At 62.8% G+C, this 17,312-nt stretch carries 15 protein-coding genes; 9 read left to right on the top strand and 6 right to left on the bottom strand.

The features are described from left to right. Positions 1-135: 135 nt before the first annotated feature. Both BE0216_RS03530 and BE0216_RS03525 read right to left on the bottom strand, forming a co-directional pair. A complete protein-coding gene (locus BE0216_RS03530) occupies positions 136-1,374 on the bottom strand; it encodes a sensor histidine kinase (protein WP_143249306.1) in 1,239 nt (412 codons plus the stop codon). Between the two features lie 49 nt (positions 1,375-1,423). Then, complete coding sequence (locus BE0216_RS03525; RefSeq protein WP_158217211.1) at positions 1,424-2,092, bottom strand: response regulator; 669 nt, start codon at positions 2,090-2,092, stop codon at positions 1,424-1,426. Between the two features lie 257 nt (positions 2,093-2,349). Between BE0216_RS03525 and BE0216_RS03520 the strand changes: the two genes are divergently transcribed. The 5 genes from BE0216_RS03520 (at position 2,350) to pafA (ending at position 8,113) form a co-directional block, all read left to right on the top strand. Further along, a complete protein-coding gene (locus BE0216_RS03520) occupies positions 2,350-3,699 on the top strand; it encodes an ATP-binding cassette domain-containing protein (RefSeq protein ID WP_158217212.1) in 1,350 nt (449 codons plus the stop codon). Positions 3,700-3,777: 78 nt separating this feature from the next. Further along, complete coding sequence (gene dop, locus BE0216_RS03515; RefSeq protein ID WP_094636899.1) at positions 3,778-5,436, top strand: depupylase/deamidase Dop; 1,659 nt, start codon at positions 3,778-3,780, stop codon at positions 5,434-5,436. 32 nt (positions 5,437-5,468) lie between these two features. Then, a complete protein-coding gene (locus BE0216_RS03510) occupies positions 5,469-6,320 on the top strand; it encodes an inositol monophosphatase family protein (RefSeq protein ID WP_094636900.1) in 852 nt (283 codons plus the stop codon). A 156-nt stretch (positions 6,321-6,476) separates the two neighbouring features. After that, entirely contained in the window at positions 6,477-6,668 is a 192-nt protein-coding gene (locus BE0216_RS03505; protein WP_094636901.1) for a ubiquitin-like protein Pup, read from the top strand. After that, the gene (pafA, locus tag BE0216_RS03500; protein WP_094636902.1) at positions 6,668-8,113 is read left to right on the top strand and encodes a Pup--protein ligase; all 1,446 of its coding nucleotides are present in this window, start codon (positions 6,668-6,670) and stop codon (positions 8,111-8,113) included. The genes BE0216_RS03505 and pafA overlap by 1 nt, the downstream gene beginning before the upstream one ends. A 277-nt stretch (positions 8,114-8,390) precedes the next feature. Here pafA and BE0216_RS03495 read toward each other — a convergent pair whose 3' ends face one another. The 3 genes from BE0216_RS03495 to purB all read right to left on the bottom strand — a co-directional run bounded on the left by BE0216_RS03495 (position 8,391) and on the right by purB (position 12,912). Then, positions 8,391-8,672 (bottom strand): HU family DNA-binding protein, encoded by a 282-nt coding sequence (locus tag BE0216_RS03495; RefSeq protein ID WP_072726362.1) that lies wholly within the window; start codon positions 8,670-8,672, stop codon positions 8,391-8,393. Between the two features lie 160 nt (positions 8,673-8,832). After that, positions 8,833-11,331, bottom strand: a complete 2,499-nt coding sequence (locus tag BE0216_RS03490; protein ID WP_094636903.1) for a lysylphosphatidylglycerol synthase transmembrane domain-containing protein — start codon at positions 11,329-11,331, stop codon at positions 8,833-8,835. 138 nt (positions 11,332-11,469) lie between these two features. Beyond that, the gene (purB, locus tag BE0216_RS03485) at positions 11,470-12,912 is read right to left on the bottom strand and encodes an adenylosuccinate lyase (protein ID WP_094636904.1); all 1,443 of its coding nucleotides are present in this window, start codon (positions 12,910-12,912) and stop codon (positions 11,470-11,472) included. Between the two features lie 122 nt (positions 12,913-13,034). Between purB and BE0216_RS03480 the strand changes: the two genes are divergently transcribed. The 4 genes from BE0216_RS03480 to BE0216_RS03465 all read left to right on the top strand — a co-directional run bounded on the left by BE0216_RS03480 (position 13,035) and on the right by BE0216_RS03465 (position 16,927). After that, positions 13,035-13,757: a response regulator transcription factor gene (locus tag BE0216_RS03480; RefSeq protein WP_094636905.1), complete on the top strand. Its 723-nt coding sequence runs from the start codon at positions 13,035-13,037 to the stop codon at positions 13,755-13,757. Positions 13,758-13,978: 221 nt separating this feature from the next. Beyond that, entirely contained in the window at positions 13,979-14,902 is a 924-nt protein-coding gene (locus BE0216_RS03475) for an ATP-binding cassette domain-containing protein (protein ID WP_211279929.1), read from the top strand. 39 nt (positions 14,903-14,941) lie between these two features. Continuing rightward, complete coding sequence (locus tag BE0216_RS03470) at positions 14,942-15,754, top strand: hypothetical protein (RefSeq protein WP_094636907.1); 813 nt, start codon at positions 14,942-14,944, stop codon at positions 15,752-15,754. Between the two features lie 138 nt (positions 15,755-15,892). Next, entirely contained in the window at positions 15,893-16,927 is a 1,035-nt protein-coding gene (locus BE0216_RS03465) for a sensor histidine kinase (protein WP_211279930.1), read from the top strand. Here the strand turns inward: BE0216_RS03465 and BE0216_RS03460 are convergent. Next, positions 16,913-17,296, bottom strand: a complete 384-nt coding sequence (locus tag BE0216_RS03460; protein ID WP_094636908.1) for a hypothetical protein — start codon at positions 17,294-17,296, stop codon at positions 16,913-16,915. The genes BE0216_RS03465 and BE0216_RS03460 overlap by 15 nt on opposite strands. Between the last annotated feature and the right edge of the window lie 16 nt (positions 17,297-17,312).

Below are 17,312 nucleotides of genomic sequence, written 5' to 3'. Positions count from 1 at the left end.
GGCCCTTCTCCGTCATGCTGAGCGGAGCGTAGCGAGGCGCAAGCATCTCATACTGATTTGTGGCGAAGAGATCCTTCGACTACGCGCTACGCGCTTCGCTCAGGATGACGGGGGTGTGTTGTCTACGGCCTTCGCTCAGGATGACGGTGGGTGGAGAGGTTGTGTGTTCCGCCAGGATGACGCTGGGCGGAGCGGCAGAACCACGTGGGTGATCCATACTTCGTCCTCGTGCGAGGTGTCGAGCGTGCCGCCGAATCGTGCGGCGGCCGACCGGTGCATGTCCAATCCTTTGCCGGACGGGCCGATGACGGCGTGATGCTGCGAATGCCGTAGCGTGTTCATCTGCGTGATGGCGATTGATGCTCCGTCTATGACGATTTCGCAGGAGTAATCCTCCGACGTGTCGCAATGGCGGCGAATATTGGCGAACAGTTCATCGATCAGGCGCAACGCTTCGTCGGCCACGCTACCATCCACCAACGCGTTCCGGTCCCGCGTGGCGGTGAGCGAGTTCGACCCATGGAATCCCAGTCCGTCGAGCTCTGTCGTATTGCGGGCTACTGCTGTGTTCACCTGCTCGATGAATGCTTCCGTGCGGATGGACCCGTCATGGTCGGTTTGACCAGCGGTCCCATCACTAGGGTGCTCGTCTGTGGGCCGCGCCGATGCGGATACGCGCAGCACGTCGATGATGGTATGCGTTGTCGCGAACGATTTGTCCACGCGGTCGATGACGCTCCGCCAAGCCGCCCGTTGCTGTTCGGATTCGGCGTTGTCCATTTCGTTTGCCGCGTGCATGAGCAGGTAGGACAGATCGTTGGACAGCCCGTCATGCAGACGACTGGCGAGCGCCGCGTCCCGTTGCAGACGCGCCAGTCGTTCTTGCTTGACGGCCAGTTCCGCCTTCAGACGGCGGGCGTCGATAACCGCGTGCGATTGTTTGATCGCCAGTCCGACGATGGCCGACACCGATAAGCCCAGAACCGCGAGCAGCACCGACGATAATACCTCGCCGCTCAGAGCGGGATAACGCATGGCGATCACGGCATAGTCGGCGGCCAGTATCAGTGAGGTCGAAGCCAGCACGCCAAACGGATAGGCGACCGGCATGTTGGCGAACAGCAAGGAGACCGCGCTGTACGCGGTGATGGCATAGACCGCGCCATCGAATCTGGGAAGCAGTTGCGCCAGCCCCCAACATATGGCAATGAGCGGGCATACCGCCTTCGGCTTTGCGGGAATCAGCAAGGTCAATATGTCAAATATGATGAGGGCCGCTACGCTCAGCCATGTCTCGAATCCCGCAAGCGCCGCGGAAAGCGTTTGGACTCCCAACAGCGCCAACGCCAGAGCCCAAAGTGTCCCTTTTCCCATAACAACCCCAACTGTGTTCGACGGAAGGTATGTGTCTCGCATGGAAAAGCTATCTTCTCGGTGGGTTGTGCTGTAGCCAAAGGGCGACCAGATGCACGCGGTTGCGGGCCCCTACTTTGCAACAGGCCCGTTTGAGATGCGTGTTCACCGTTGCGGCGTTCATGTCAATCATCCGGCCGATTTGCGATGAAGTGAACCCCTGCCTGCAATACTCCAGAATATCTCGCTCCAAGTGGGTCAATTGCTCAAAGCCGGTTGGCCGGGCGGCAAGAATCCTCCGATGCGCTGCCTGCGCCGTGTCGAACGGAACGGTCGTATCGTGCGAGATGACCGCTTCCCCTCGCGCTGCGGAACGAAGCACCTCGATGATATGTGTGGGGTATCGTTTGGACGCAATGGCTTGGGCTCCGGCGTCGGCGGCGTCCTGCGCGTATTCGGATACGGGGAACGAAGTCATCGCGATGATGACGGTTTTTCCGTCACGCTGCCGGATGTTTCGGATTAGTGAGGGTCCGTCCATATCGGGCATGGACATATCGACGAGGAGGACATCCGCGTTTTGGCGCAAGTGCAGTTCAAGTCCACCGTTTGAGTCGCTTGCGGTCCAAAGGCTTGAGACCGGAACTCGTTTTCTGATGTACGAGGACAGGGCGGCAAGCGCCATCGGATCATTGTCGATAATGCCCAGTCGTGATATCGAACGATTCACAGACATCATCCATTCCATTCCCATCTGACGCATTTCCCAGGACGATTATATGGGCCGTTCGCCGGGTGCAAGCGCCGGTGTAATGAAAATCGTACATCCGCTCATTGGGAGGAACGCATCCGCATTAGTCTGATGAGGCTGTCGGGGAAACGCTTCGATATTGATCGATAAGGAAACGTAATGGAACTCATGGATACACATGCCTCTGCGGCCTTGCGCGTCGCTCCATGCGGATGCCAGGACATGGTGAAGCGCTGGTGGGCCTGATGGGCGGCATCAACGGTATACGTAAACTTTCTGCCCTGTATCGGGCATTTCTTGCCGAGGAACGCAATAATCTCGCTGGATTCGTCATCACCTTGGTTTTGCCGTCGCTACTGTTCGTCATCAACAACATCGCCTATGCGGGTAGGACGGTGGATCCGCTCGCGGTGTTGGACGGACTGTCGGCATATCTGTCGTATATCGTGTTCGTTTCAGTTTGGAACGGCGTCGCGGTTCGCGCGCTGGTATTCAGGGAGGATGGCGCGCTGCAGCGTCTGGCATATGCGTCCGGATCATGGCGTGTGGTGCTGTTCGCCAACGCCTGCGCGCAGGTGACGATACTGGCCGCGCAGACGGTGGTGTTCGTCTGTGTGGCGCAGCTGACCATGCGTGCGCTGGACGGGAGGTTCGTGCTCTTGTCGTTCGTCGGCGCGTTGCTTGGGGTTGCCATCGTTCCGCCTTGCTTGGCGGTGTTGCGTCTGCGTGTGCCGCCGCAGACGGCGAATATGGCCATGAGTGTCGCCATCGCCTGCATGTTCGTGTTGGCCGGTGTTCCCGCGCGAGGCTTGTGGGTGCCGTTGGCGATGATGCTCGATCCCATCCGATGGTTGTGGACGGGTATGGCCACGGTTACGGCGATGCTTTGCGGGATGCCGTTCGCCGTGTCGGATGTGTGTTGGGTCGCGGCGGTTGGCTTGGTATACGCCGTCGCCGGTGCCGTATGCCTGTATGGGATTGACATCAGGCCGATCGCGCGGCATCACTCCGCACCGGCTTCGCTGGTGGACGCGATATCGCGGTGCTTGGTTGGGGATAGTGGAGTCTCGGTGTTGCTCGGCGCCAATGGTGCAGGAAAGACGATGGTGCTGGATGCGTTGGCCGTTCGATCGGCGCGTGTTCCCGATGGTTCGCCGAGCGTCGCCTATCTGACGCAGCGTGCCGATGGATTCGCCGGATTAAGGGTGGGTCAGATGGTTGCGTTGTATCGTGGCATGGCGGCCGGGGAGAGCGAGTCTGAATCCGTTGAGATGCGACGGCTGCGGCAACGGCATCTCACGCCGATATGGGATAGTCCTTGCGCGCGTCTGTCCGGCGGGGAACGGCAGACGACCATGCTCTACTGCACCTGCCTGTTGAGCAGGGACGCGTATCTGTTCGACGAACCTACGCAGGGCATGGACCCGGCCAGCCGCGCCGACGCGATGGCGGTTATTCGTGCGCTGGAACGGCAAGGCAAATGCATCGTCATGGTGACGCACATACAGACGGATATCGAAGACCTCGACAATCCGCGTATCATCGTGATGCGCGATGACGGTTCCATCTGGCCTGATGTCCTGCGCTCAGGATGACCGGGTTATATAGTGTGAGCAGTTGAGTCGGGTGGAGCGGGCCTTGCTGGTCGCATGCTTTGGGAAGGAGGACGCGGGATGAGCGTCAGACGGGTGATGGGCACGGAAACCGAATATGCGGTGTCGCAGCCGGGCGTGGCCTACTATCAGCCGGTGCAGTTGTCGTTCGACGTGGTCAAGGCGGCGTCCAATCCGAACACCGCGCATATCCGCTGGGACTACCGGCAGGAGGATCCGGTCAACGACGCGCGCGGCACCCGTCTCGACCGCGCCGCCGCCCGCCCCGACATGCTCACCGACGAGCCGCAGCTCAACATCACCAACGTGATCGCCCCCAACGGCGGACGCATCTACGTGGACCACGCGCATCCCGAATATTCCGCGCCGGAGACCCGCGACCCCTTCGAAGCCGTGGCGTACGACCATGCCGGCGACCGGCTGATGCTCGCCGCCGCCCAAGCCGCCAGCGTCGCCGCCGAACGTCCCATCGTGCTGCATCGCAACAACGTGGACGGCAAAGGCGCGAGCTGGGGCACGCATGAGAACTACATGATGAGCCGTTCGGTGCCGTTCGAGAAGGTGTCTCGCCTGATGACCCTGCACTTCGTCTCCCGGCAGATCTACGCTGGCTCGGGGCGCGTGGGCCTGGGGGAGCGTGGCGAAACGCCCGGCTACCAAATCAGCCAGCGGGCCGACTACATCCAGTCGAAAATCGGCCTGCAAACCACCTTCGACCGGCCGATCATCAACACGCGCGACGAACCGCACGGTCCCGCGGCCAGCCGCCGTCTGCATGTGATCGTCGGCGACGCGAACCGTATGGAAGTGCCGCAGGTGCTCAAACTCGGTGTCACTTCCATGCTGCTGTGGCTGCTCGAACATGCCGAAGAGACCGGATTCGAACTCGACGCGCTGCTGGACGAACTCGCGTTGGCCGATCCGGTCGCGGCCCTGCATACCGTGTCTCGCGACCTGTCTCTGGCGGCCGAACTGCCGCTCGAATCCGGCGGAACCACCACCGCGTGGATCATCCAAGTGCGGTTGCGTATGGCCGTGTATCAGGCGGCGGCGGTCGCGTACGGCATCGATACGGCCGGAGAGCCGGCATGGCCGGACAGGGCCACCCGCTCGGTGATGGCGATGTGGGGGCAGGCGCTCGCCGACACGGCCTCCATCCGCCATGCCGATGACGACGCACGGCTTGCGATGAGCGACGAGGCCTCGCGTGTGGAATGGCTGCTCAAATGGCAGCTGTTGGAGAAGCTGCGGCGCAAGATTGCGGCATCCTCGACGTCTGTGGGCAGCGGTTGGAATGATCCGCGGATCGCCGCCATCGATTTGAAATGGGCGGCGCTCGACCCCGCGGACAGTGTGTTCGAACGGCTTCGCGCCCGCACCGAACGGGTGCTGACGGACGGCGAGGTGGCGCGTGCGGCGGCCGAACCGCCCGAGGACACGCGCGCCTGGCTGCGTGCCATGATGGTGCGCCGGTATCCCGGGCAGATGGTGGCGGCGAGCTGGTCGCATCTGACCGCACGAGACGAAAACGCCGCGTCGGCGGGCGAATCCTACGGCAATGCCAGCCGCGCCCCGCGCCCTGCCTCGGATCTGTTCTCGTTGGATACCGCCGATCCTGAAGCGTTCACGCGCGCGGATTGTGAGCCTGTGATGGAGCGATGCGAACAGGCCGTGCAGGTCTTGCGCAGGCTCGCCGAGACGCGCGCCTCGACCGTTTAGAACATCACCGGCAGCCGGTAGAATCCTGAACCATGGAAACCAGAGAGGAAACACCCAACGACCTGCGCGCTCTGGCGATGCAGGTCGCGAAGATTCTTGAACAGGCCGGCAAACACGCCCTGCAGGATCAGCTGAACCCCCATGACCTGCATCTGCCCGACATCAGCAACGGCCGCCGCCAGCATGTGGAGACGGACACCCGCGTGCTGCGTTATGTGAGCGCGCGCATCGCCGACACCATGCGTTTCGACGGCTTCTGGAGCGCGCGTCCCGCGACCAGCCGCCCCGGCCAGCGCTACTGGTACATCGGCAAAGTCGACGGCGTGATCAACTTCATCCGCAATATGAGCGAATGGTCGCTGACTACGGCGCTGTTCGAATTCAACGAGGAATGCCGTCCCGTGCCCATCCTCGGCGTCGTGCACGCCCCGGCGTTGGGTCTGACCTATCTGGCGGCCCGCGGCGCCGGCGCCATCCGCATCCGCACCAGCTCGATCGGCGAGAAGCGCGAGAAGGTCGTGCCTTCGGTGACCCCCTCCTTGGACGGCGCCGTGATCAGCTACGGCATGTCGTTCATCCCCGAGGAGTCCAAGCGCGCGCTGGAGACGGTGGTCGCCATGGCCGGACGTCCGGCCGACATCAAACGCGTCGGTCCCGCCTCGCTGGATCTGTGCAAGGTGGCGGACGGCACCTACGACGCCTATTTCGAGCCGATGCTGCACGATTGGGATATCCCCGCCATCGCCGCCGGCACCGTGGTGGTGTGGGAGGCGCAGGGCACCCTGCATCGTTGGAACGGCGACTACATCCACTGGCGTCACGACAACGACGTGGTGGCCACCAACGGCCTGATCTACCGCGATCTCAAACAGTATCTCAGCTGATCTCAACGCTTAAAGAAGAGGCCACGGCGGGAAACCCCTGGAATATGCGGTTCCGTGGCATCCCGTCGTGTGCCTCTCGTCTGAGACGATTCATGCCGCCAACCCGACGGCCGCGCTAGACTTGCGTCACATACCCAGCAGGAATGAGGAGGGCGTATGCCTCAGGAATTTGAACAGGCGCAGACTGCGGCCGAAGCCGCCGCCGAACAGGAGTCCACGGCGGTCGTATCGCAGGAGACAAGCGATCAACTCGACGCGTTGGACGCGGTGCTCGACGACATCGAATCGACCTTGGCCACCAACGCCGAGGAATACGTGAGCAGCTTCGTGCAGAAAGGCGGCGAGTGATGCCGCAGCTGCGCGACAGCTCCACCAGCGCGAACGCACAGGAACCCGTATCATCCGCCGCGATGAACGGGTTCTGCCGTATTTTCGGCGTGGAAACCGAATATGGCGTATCCGTCACCGGTGCGGATAAACCCGTGGACGCGGGGCAGGTGGCGATGACGATGTTCCAGCCGGTCGTTTCGCGTTCGCGCTCCACCAACACCTATCTGACCAACGGGTCGCGGCTGTACCTCGACGTCGGCTCGCATCCGGAATACGCCACCGCCGAAGCGCGCGACCCGATGAACGCGCTGATCCAAGACCTGGCGGGGGAGCGCGTGATGCGCCGGCTCGCCATGCAGGCGCAGGAACGACTACGCGAATCGCATGGCGCGAACGCCGCCATCCACGTGTTCAAAAACAACGTGGACTCGGCCGGTCACGCCTTCGGCTGCCATGAGAACTATCTGGTGCGCCGTTTCGTGCCGTTGGAGAATGTGGAACGCGAGCTGCTGCCGTTCCTCATAACCCGCCAGCTGTTCACCGGCGCTGGTCGGGTCACCGACGAGGGATTGCAGATCACGCAGCGCGCGGATTTCCTCGACGAGGCCGTCTCCTCGGCCACCACGCGCGCCAGACCCATGGTGAACACACGCGACGAACCGCACGCCGACCCGGACAGCTTCCGCCGCCTGCACGTGATCATCGGGGACTCCAACCGTTCGCAGTGGGCCACATGGATGAAGCTCGCCACCACGCATCTGGTGCTGTGCGTGATGGAGCACGCCGCGCGCGCGGGCGAACCGTCGGGATTCGAGCCGATGGCGCTGGCCGATCCGGCCGCGGCGAACCGCGCCGTCAGCCGGTACTTGATGCGCGGCGATATCGCGTTGGAGACCGCCGACGGCATGATGTCGCCGTTGGTCATGCAGCGGAAGTACCTGAGCGTGGTCGAAGCCTTCGCCGCCGACCACGCGGATGAGCTGAACGAAGTGAACGATGCGTCGCATGTGTTGGAGCAGTGGCGCGAAACGTTGGACGTGCTGGAATCCGGTGATTTCGACGCGCTCGCCGACCGTGTGGATTGGGCGGCGAAACGGCGCTTGTTCGCGGCGCTTGAGGCCCGGCATCCGGGAATAGACCGCACGCAGCTGGAACATCTCGAACTGGATTATCACGACGTGGCCAATGGCCGTGTCTACGAGTCGCTGCTCGCCCGCGGCCAGATGCGCGTTCTGGTGGATGATGGGACCGCGTTCCGCGCGATGAGCGAGCCGCCTGCGGATACCAGGGCCGCGTTGCGTGGCGCGTTCGTCGGTGCGGCGCTGAACTCCGGCGCGCAGTTCTCCTGCGATTGGACGCGGCTGACGATCAACGCTCCGGAACGCCACGAGGTCGCGCTGCTCGACCCGTTCCGCGCCGAACCCACCGAGGAATACCTCCGCATGATGCGTTCGTTGGGCTGATCGAAGCCATACCTCGTCATCCTGAGGGAGGTGAAGCCATACCTTCCCTACGTCATCCTGAGCGAAGCACGAAGTGCGTAGTCGAAGAATCTCATAACTTGCAATACCAAAGGTCATGAGATCCTTCGACTCCGGCCTACGGCCTCCGCTCAGGATGACAATACGGAGCAAGGCGTGCGTTGGGCTGAGATCGCCGACAACGGAAAATCCCCCCGAGTCCACATAGAATCGGGGGGATTTTGCTATACGTCAGTAGACGATGCCAAACTGGCCGATCTTACTTGGTGACGGCCTTCTTGAGCAGGGAGCCGGCGGAGATACGGACACCGTAGGAAGCCGGGATGTTGATGGTCTCGCCGGTGCGGGGGTTGCGGCCGGTGCGGGCGGCGCGCTTGACGCGCTCAGCGGAGAAGAGGCCGGTCAGCTTCAGGCCTTCGCCGGACTGCATGGCCTCGACGAACACATCCTGGAAAGCGTTGACGGCGGCTTCGGCCTGGGCCTTGGTCAGGTTGGACTTCTGAGCGATCTTCGAGACGAGATCAGACTTGTTGTATGCCATAAAGCATCCTTCTTTGTTTCCGGGGACCCGCTCTATTCGTTGCAAGGTCCATCGTCAATCAATGATATTAGCGCACGGTCTACCGAAAACCCGCATTGCGTAAGGGTTTTTGCCGCATAATCACAGGTTTTGGCCCCTACATGCCCCTTGAAGGGCAAAATCAGACGAGATTGCGTCTCGCAAGCCACCGCATCGCCAACGCTCCCAACGGAATACGCAGCCAGTAGAACACGACGCGGTACAGCAGCGTGGCCGACAGAGCCACGCCTTGGGGAACGCCCACGGCCACGAACGCGAAGGTCAATGCCGCCTCCACGCCGCCTAGACCGCCCGGCGTGGGCACGGCCGAACCGAGCGCGTTGGCGAGCATGAACACGAACATCGTCTCGATGGGATTCGTGGTGGTGCCGAACGCCAGCAGCGCCGCCCAGAACGCCAAGCCAAGCGCCACATTCTGGATCAGCACGCCGATGGCGCTGCACGCCAGCGCGCGGGGCTGGGAGAGCACATCCCACAACTGACTGGTATACGACTTGACGATGGGCACCAGCCTGCGTGCGATCAACCGGCGAACCGGCGGGATCATCATCGCCACCGAACAGACGATCACCACCACGCCCAGCACGATGATCAGCGTATTGGTGGGGATCATGCCGGAGAGCATGTCACGTCCGGTGAACAGGCCGATGACCACCAGCATCATCACATACACCACGTAATACACCACCAGCACCGCGCTGATGATGGCGGTGGCGGGAGTGTTGCGGTAGCCGCTGCGGCGCAGGAACTGCAGGTTCACGAACGAGGGACCCACGCCGGCCGGCATGGATACGGTAGCGAATCCGGCCGCCACCTGCGACATGAACACGCCCATGACATTGCGTCGGTCGCGGTCGATGAACGCGCCCAGGGACAGCGACGAGCCAAGCCAAGCGACGACGCTGAGCAGCAGGCAGAAGGCGGCCATGGACGGTCGTGCGTTGGTGACCGCGGCGATTACCTCGTCCGGCTTGAGCTGGGTGAACACCACGGCCACGGCCACGATCAGCAGCGCCATCGCGATGAACGAGCGCGGCGAGAAGCGGGCCAGCGCCACGGGTTCCATCGATTCGACCGCCTCCTGCGGGCCCAGCGCGAGCAGCCGCTTGCGCAGGCGGTCGATCAGCTGGCGATCCCACGAGGGCAGCGCACGGGTGTCGGAGGGGACGGCGACCTTTTGGACGAAGGGCGCGAGTTCGACCAGCGTGTCGAGTCCCCAGGCGACCTGCGCGGCCTCGATGGTGCGGTCGACGCCGATCAGCGCGCTCATCAGCGCGAGCATCTGCACCTTGTCCAATGCGACGTTGGCGGGCATCGAGGCGTTGTCGCCGTTATGCCATCCGGCGATGATCGGCGTGCCGTCGTCCAGTCGGGCGAGCGTGTCCGGAGTGATGCGGCGATGCGTGTAGCCGCGGCGGTTGGCGACGTCGAGATAGCGCATGTAGGCGGTGGCGTCGGCGTTGGTCAGCGTGTTGAGATTGCACGGCAGCGCTTGGGTGTTGGCGTCGAGCACCAGCACCGAGGAATCCTCGGTGTCAGCGACGCCGTAGGGGCGTGAGACCGGCAATCCCGCGTGCTCCAGACCCATCAGCATGGCCTGATGATGCTGGGTGGCGTCGCGTGTGGAACGGTCGCGGCGCATGGAGACGCCGGTGAACCGCATCCACTGCCAGAGCTGCTTGAGATAGCCGGCGGTGTGGCGTTGGCCGTCGAGTACGGAGACGAGATAACGTCTGCCGTTGCGGGTCTCCACATCGTAGATGCGCGAACCTTCGACCAGATCGTCGTCCAGAACGGCGGTCAGGGCGTTGCCGGTGGCGACGGGGTCATGGCGTCGCACCAGTGAGACGGGGTTGAGTCCGATGCCTTTAAGCGCGACCACCAGCTGCTCGCCCCACACACCGGTGTTGCGGGTGCCGATGGCGAAGCGGATCAGCATGCCGATCATACGGCCGGTGGCCAGCGCCACCATCATGCCCGTCACCGAATGCCAAGACAGCACCACCATAATCGCGGCCAGCGCGTAGAGCATATTCCACGCCCACTTGACGGTGGAGCGGATGCGGCGCGGGCCGGCGACGGTGAGGAACGCGCCGATGCCCGCGTAGACGTCCGGCAGCAGTCCGATGCCGTATGCGGTCGCCGCGGACGACATCGCGGCGACCAACGTCGGGCCACCGTTGCCGCTGATCAGTGCGGAGATCCCCCAGATTGCGCCATAGCCGGCCAGCATGCCGACGGCCGAAACGGCGGCCTGAAACCATTCGCGCGAAAGCAGCAGTTGCGCGAGCACCATCACCACGATCACGATGGTGGCCAGCTGCTGCAACACGGACGACGGCACGTCGGCCAGCCATTCAATGGCCTGCGCCGCGGTATGCGCGTCGGATTCCACACCCGAGGTGAGGCCGCGCATCGTGGCCGCGCACACCACCGCGACAAGCGCGACGATCACGGCCAGCGCCGCGCGCATCAGATCACCGAAATCGCGGGTGCGACGCGGCGCGATGTCATCGATATGCACGCCGCCCGTGGAACGCGTGGACTGCGGCCCCGCCCCTTCCTCGGGGGATCCGGTCGTTGCCGAAGCGCGTCGATTGCTTGCGATGCCGTTCGTCATGCTGTGAACAGACTGCTCCTTATGCAGAGGATTTCAGATGGGCCGGGTGCGGAAGCCGCGGGCCATAACGCCATTGAGATGCGTGGGGCGATCTCAATGGCGTCGGTTATGCGTGCGGTCGGCGGACGTCAACGGACGTCAGCGGTCGAAGGCGACCAGCCGATCGGCGACGCCGGTGTAGGTGGCGGGGGTGAGGGCCTTGAGATAGGCGGCGGTCTCCTCGTCGAAGGCGAGGGAATCGATGAAGGACTCCACATCCTTCTGGCTGATCTCGTGGCCGCGCATCAGCTCCTTGACCTTCTCGTAGGGCTTCTCCATGCCGGGCAGTCCCTTGAGCTCGCAGGCGCGCATGGCGGTCTGGATCGGCTCGCCGAGCACCTCCCAATTCTCGTCGAGTTCGCGCGCGATGACGATGTCGTTCGGGTGGATGGACTTGAGGCCCCCCATGAGATTGTTCAGGGCGAGCAGGCTGTAGCCCAGCGCGGAGCCGATGTTGCGCTGCGTGGTGGAATCGGTCAGGTCGCGCTGCCAACGGGATTCGACCAGCGTGGCGGCGAGCGTGTCGAGCAATGAGCAGGAGAGCTCGAAATTCGCCTCGGCGTTCTCGAAGCGGATCGGATTCACCTTGTGCGGCATGGTGGACGAGCCGGTCGCGCCCTTGACGGGCACCTGCGCGAACACGCCGCGTGAGATGTACATCCACACGTCCACGCACAGGTTGTGCATGATGCGGTTGGCGTGCGCCACCGTGGAATACAGCTCGGCCTGCCAGTCATGGCTTTCGATCTGCGTGGTCAGCGGATTCCAGGTCAAACCCATGCGGTTGGTGACGAACTCGCGGGAGACGGCCACCCAATCGACGTTCGGCAGCGCGGCCAGATGCGCGCCGAAAGTGCCGGTCGCGCCGTTGATCTTGCCCAGATACTCCTGAGCCTTGAGATGCTTGAGCTGGCGGTTCAGACGGTACACGTAGACGGCGAGCTCCTTGCCCAGCGTCGTCGGCGTGGCCGGCTGGCCGTGGGTGAGCGAAAGCATGGCCTTGTCTTGGTATTCCTCGGCCTTGGCGGCGAGATGGTCGATGATCGCCTCGAAATTCGGCAGCCACACCTGCTCCATCGCGTCCTTGACGCAACGGGCGGTGGAGAGGTTGTTGATGTCTTCGGAGGTGCAGGCGAAATGCACGAGCGTCTTGATGTTCGGCAGCTGCGTGTCGGCACCGAGGGTTTCGGGTGCCTTGTCGAGCTGGTCGTCGATGTAGTATTCCACGGCCTTGACGTCATGGTGGGTCACGGCCTCGTGCGCGGCATGGGCCGCGATGCCCTCGGCACCGAAGTTCTCGGGGATGGCGCGCAGGAACGCGATCTCGGCTTCGGTGAAGGGTTTGACGCCCTCGACGATGGGCTGGTTGCCGTTGGCCTCGAAGCCGTTGGCGAGCAGGATCATCCACTCGACCTCGACGCGCATGCGCTCGCGGTTCAGGGCGGGTTCGCTCAGGTATTCTACGAGATCGGCGGTCTGCGCGTGGTAGCGGCCGTCAAGCGGGGTCAATGCGATTGCGGGGGAGATGTCAGTAAGCTTCATAACTCCCTAGGGTACTTCCAGCCCACGAATTGGAAAAGCGGTCCGTCGTCATCCTGAGCGAAGTCGAGGGATCTCATAATCTTGTGGGAGAGACGTCCTTGAGAGGGTCGGAGGAGACGGCGATGACGGACACGCGAATTCTGGTGGTGGAGGACGACGCGGACATCAATGAGGTGGTATGCGCTCGGCTCGCCCGCGCCGGATACGGCATGACGTCCGCATACTCGGGCTCCGAGGCGCGCATGGTGCTGGAGCGTGAATCCTTCGACCTGATCGTCACCGACCTGATGCTCCCTGGCGTTCCAGGTGAACGACTGATCGCCGACCTGCGGGAGCATGGCTCCGGCGCGCCGATTATCGTGATCTCCGCGCGCGGCACGGTGGGCGACCGTGTGTCCGTGCTGGCGATGGGCGCGGACGACTATCTGGTCAAACCCTTCGATCTCGATGAACTCGCCGCCCGCGTCGAATCCCAGCTGCGCGGCCGATCCTATGCCGTAAGAGGCGCGGCCCCGGGCGCGGCACCCGCGCGAGACGGCGACGGCGGTCGTATGGTCCGCGGACGATGGACGATCGACTCCGCCGCCAGAGCGTTCACCGTCGACGGCGAACCGGTGCCGCTGACCAACATCGAATTCAACATCGTCGAACTGCTGGCCGCCCACCCCAACCAGGTGTTCACCAAACAACAGGTGTACGAGCTGTGCTGGGGCGAATCGTATCTGATCGACGACAACACCGTCACCGCGCATATCTCGAAGATCCGCGCCAAACTCAAAGCCTCCGGCACGGACTCCTACATTCGCACCGTCTGGGGTCTGGGCGTCAAATTGGCCGTCGAATAACCCGATGCGGAGTTTGGTGTGTCGTGGTGCGGAGAAAACGTCTATGTGAACGCTGCCATTGCGACAGCAATCGTTTGATGCGGTTTTGTCTCGAAAGTCAGACACACCAAACTCAAAAAGCGTTCGTTCAGCAGGCTGGAAACATCACACTTTGGTAAGAAAGTGGCGCTGATTGCGCAAGAAACGCACCGTAGCGTGAAACCATCGGCAATGAACGCGATATGAATGGAGCGACGGCTATGGAAGTGGTGGCGATTCGCGCACTCGCCAAGCGATACGCGGGCAGACGGGTGATCGACGGCTTCGAGATGCATGTGCCGCAAGGCGCGATCTACGGATTCGTCGGCAAGAACGGCGCCGGAAAATCCACGGTGATGAAGATGATCGCCGGACTGGTGACGCCGACCGACGGGGAGATCACGCTGTTCGGTGGGCAGACGCCCGACGTGCGGCGCATTGGCGTGCTGATCGAGCATCCGGGCCTGCTGCCGAATCTGAACGCCTACGACATGATGATGACGCAGGCGATCGCGTTCGGCGTGACCAAGCCCAAAACCGCCTGCCGTGATCTGTTGGCGCAGGTGGGACTCGGCGAGACCGGTCGTAAACCGATCAAAGGCTTCTCGCTGGGCATGAAGCAACGCCTCGGTATCGCCTTGGCGTTGTTGGGAGGCCCGGATCTGCTGCTGCTCGACGAACCGTTGAACGGACTTGACCCCGAAGCGGCACGGGCCATGCGCAACTCTCTGGTGGAACTCAACCAGACCCGCGGCATCACCATCGTGATCAGCTCGCATGTGCTCGACCAGCTGGAACGTATGTGCACGCATTACGGCGTGATCGCAAGCGGACGTATGACGCGCGAGATGACCGCCGGCGACGTGGAGCGAGAATGCGGCCAAAGCCTTCGCGTGCGCACCGCCGAACCCGCGAAAAGCCTGGCGTTACTCGAGGATGCGATCGGCGCGGACGGCGTTCGCTTCGTCGCCGAGCCGGACGGCTCCATCATCGTCTCCGGCGCGTTCAGCGCCGATCGAATAGCCGCGATTCTGCACGAACACGGTCAGGAGGTTCGGGAGATGTCGAGGCAGGCCAAAGACATGGAGGACTATTTTGTGTCGCTGATGGAACCGTCGGCGCGGTGAGCGGTCGCGAAGAGAACACGAAAGGAAAGTGGGCAGAGGATGATCAACTTATTCAAATCCGATATGTACCGCCTGATTCACGGACGCAAACTGTGGATGATGACCGCGCTGATCACCGTGATGAATATTGGCCTGACCGCCTTGAGCTTCTATATGGTCCGCCATGTGGAAGGCGAATTCGATGCCGATACCGCGATGTTCGCCACCATGCGCTTCGACAGCCACGTCATGATGCTCAGCGAACTGGGCATCACCACGACCACGCTGAGCTTCCTGACGCTGATTTTCGCGGTGCTGGTCGTCAACGAGGACTTCGAGACCGGCTTCGTCAACAACCTTGCCGCAGGACGGCATATGGGAGGCTACTACGTCGGCAAACTGTTGACGCTGGCGGCGCTGACGGTGTGGCACACGATGGTGTACATCGTATCCGCGGAGATCGGATTCGCCATCTTGGGATTCCGCTATGACCAGCGGGAGGACTGGGGCATCTACTTCGCCTTCGTGGGATTGGTGATGCTGGGCGTGTTCGCGATGGCGACCGTCGTGGCCTTCGTCACCTGGCTGAGCCGCAACAGAGTCGTGGGTGTTTTCGCGGCGATCGCGGTGCAGCCCATGGGGCCTGTGGACATGGTGATGACCACGGCGGCGCAAATGCTCGACAAGCCGGACTCGCCATGGTTCGAGACCGTGCTGGAATGGCTGCCTTCATATAATTTCTCGCAGCTCGCCGCCACTGCCACGATCGGCGGCATGCCGGTGTGGTTGCATGCGCTGATTGCCTTCGCCGGATGGGTCGCGCTCGCCGGCGGTGCCGCGGTGCTGGTCAACCGTCGCCGCGACGTGTGCTGAGATCTCTCGACTCCGCTACGCTCCGCTCGAGATGACGAAGAAAACAGACTGTGTCCATCATCCCGAGCGGAGCGTAGCGGAGTCGAGGAATCTCATGCTGAAGCGGGCGGAATGTCTTGCGGTGGTTAGGATGGGCGTATGGGATATGTGCTGGCGTTGATTGCGGGAATCGCGTGCGGCGTGCTTGGCGTGGCGGCGGTGGTCGCCCATGAGCATCGGCGTGCGGCGCGGTTCCTCGCGCATCGCCCGTCCGACGGCAACGCCCGTCTGGATGTGCGTATGCCGGGAAAATCATGGAGCGATCTGGCCGCTTCGATCAATGCCGCACTCGATGAGATTCAAGCGGAACGTATCCAATCGATCGGTGAACGGCAGGAGTTCCAGCGGGGCATGTCGGCCCTCGCCCACGATGTGCGCACGCCGCTGATGGGCGCGCAGGGCCATATCCAACTCGCGCTGGATGATCTTGCCGGCAAGCATTATGCCGTTTCGTCCCATGGAGACGCAATCAAACCCGATTCCGTCGAACGAAGCGAAGACGCGACGGTGACGCTCCGTAATGATGACGATAGTCCTGCCGGGTTCGTGAATATGTCGCAGACCGGTCGGCATTTGACCGCGGCTCTCAACCGTCTGGGCGATATGCGTGATCTGCTTGACCAGCTGTTCTCCTATGCGCGCGCCAACGACCCCGATCGGGCGCTCGACATCGCATCCGTGGCCGTGCATTCACTGGTCGCCGACGTTCTGGTGGGGCATTACCCCGAATTCGAGGAGCGCGGCTGGGAACCGGTCGTGGATTTCGCGGTCGAGGCGTTCGCGGTCGAGGCGGACAGGGCCGCGCTGGTGCGTGTCGTCGATAATCTGGTCGTCAACATGTTGCGTCATGGCGTGGGCGCGCCGACGATCGTCCAGCGCGGGGGAGTCGTCTCCTTCTCCAACGCCGTGGATGGACGGGCTGCGGAGAATCTTGACCCGGACCGGTTATTCGCCCGGTTCTACCAAGCCGATGACGCCCGTTCGTCCGGTGGTTCCGGATTGGGTCTTTCGGTCGCCCAATCGCTGGCCCAATCCATGGGGATGTCCCTGACGGCGCGGCTGGAGCGCGAAGGTGGCGACGGCGCTGGCGCGGACGCTCCGCCCCAGTTGGTGATCGACCTACGCGTTCACTAATTGGTGCGCGCGTTGGCGGGATACGCCGAGGATGTCGCCGATCTGCTGCAATGCCAGTCCAAGTCCGTGCAGCTCCTGCACGGCGGCTCGGGTTTCGCGGGCGGCGGCCGCGCGGGCTTCGGCTTCGCGTTCCCTCAATCGTTGCGCCTCGTCCAAGTGATGCCGCACCGACTGCGGCAACCGCATGGTGAATTCCAATTCGACATCCGTCGCAGCCGATGTATCCGTCGCATCGGTCATCACCGCGATGAGATCGCGCGCCATCGTCTCGATTTCCCGACTGGTGCGCGCCTGGGTGACGCCGACGCCGGGAATCTCAAGAATCCAATACTTCTCACCAGGGCGTACGGTGACCTGATAGCTGCTCATGGACGTTTCCATCCTT

Origin of the sequence: Bifidobacterium eulemuris (assembly GCF_014898155.1) — a bacterium.
In the GTDB taxonomy this organism is placed as follows: domain Bacteria; phylum Actinomycetota; class Actinomycetes; order Actinomycetales; family Bifidobacteriaceae; genus Bifidobacterium; species Bifidobacterium eulemuris.
The sequence above is the reverse complement of the archived record's forward strand: the minus strand, read 5'-3'. Positions and strand labels throughout refer to the sequence as shown.

Coding starts and splice junctions, on each gene's coding strand:
- BE0216_RS03480 (WP_094636905.1), top strand. CDS start 13,035: ATGACGGACACGCGAATTCTGGTGGTGGAGGACGACGCGGACATCAAT.
- BE0216_RS03505 (WP_094636901.1), top strand. CDS start 6,477: ATGCCTCAGGAATTTGAACAGGCGCAGACTGCGGCCGAAGCCGCCGCC.
- BE0216_RS03475 (WP_211279929.1), top strand. CDS start 13,979: ATGAATGGAGCGACGGCTATGGAAGTGGTGGCGATTCGCGCACTCGCC.
- BE0216_RS03460 (WP_094636908.1), bottom strand. CDS start 17,296: ATGAGCAGCTATCAGGTCACCGTACGCCCTGGTGAGAAGTATTGGATT.
- purB (WP_094636904.1), bottom strand. CDS start 12,912: ATGAAGCTTACTGACATCTCCCCCGCAATCGCATTGACCCCGCTTGAC.
- BE0216_RS03490 (WP_094636903.1), bottom strand. CDS start 11,331: ATGACGAACGGCATCGCAAGCAATCGACGCGCTTCGGCAACGACCGGA.
- BE0216_RS03520 (WP_158217212.1), top strand. CDS start 2,350: ATGGGCGGCATCAACGGTATACGTAAACTTTCTGCCCTGTATCGGGCA.
- BE0216_RS03470 (WP_094636907.1), top strand. CDS start 14,942: ATGATCAACTTATTCAAATCCGATATGTACCGCCTGATTCACGGACGC.
- BE0216_RS03465 (WP_211279930.1), top strand. CDS start 15,893: ATGGGATATGTGCTGGCGTTGATTGCGGGAATCGCGTGCGGCGTGCTT.
- BE0216_RS03530 (WP_143249306.1), bottom strand. CDS start 1,374: ATGGGAAAAGGGACACTTTGGGCTCTGGCGTTGGCGCTGTTGGGAGTC.
- BE0216_RS03510 (WP_094636900.1), top strand. CDS start 5,469: ATGGAAACCAGAGAGGAAACACCCAACGACCTGCGCGCTCTGGCGATG.
- pafA (WP_094636902.1), top strand. CDS start 6,668: ATGCCGCAGCTGCGCGACAGCTCCACCAGCGCGAACGCACAGGAACCC.
- BE0216_RS03495 (WP_072726362.1), bottom strand. CDS start 8,672: ATGGCATACAACAAGTCTGATCTCGTCTCGAAGATCGCTCAGAAGTCC.
- BE0216_RS03525 (WP_158217211.1), bottom strand. CDS start 2,092: ATGATGTCTGTGAATCGTTCGATATCACGACTGGGCATTATCGACAAT.
- dop (WP_094636899.1), top strand. CDS start 3,778: ATGAGCGTCAGACGGGTGATGGGCACGGAAACCGAATATGCGGTGTCG.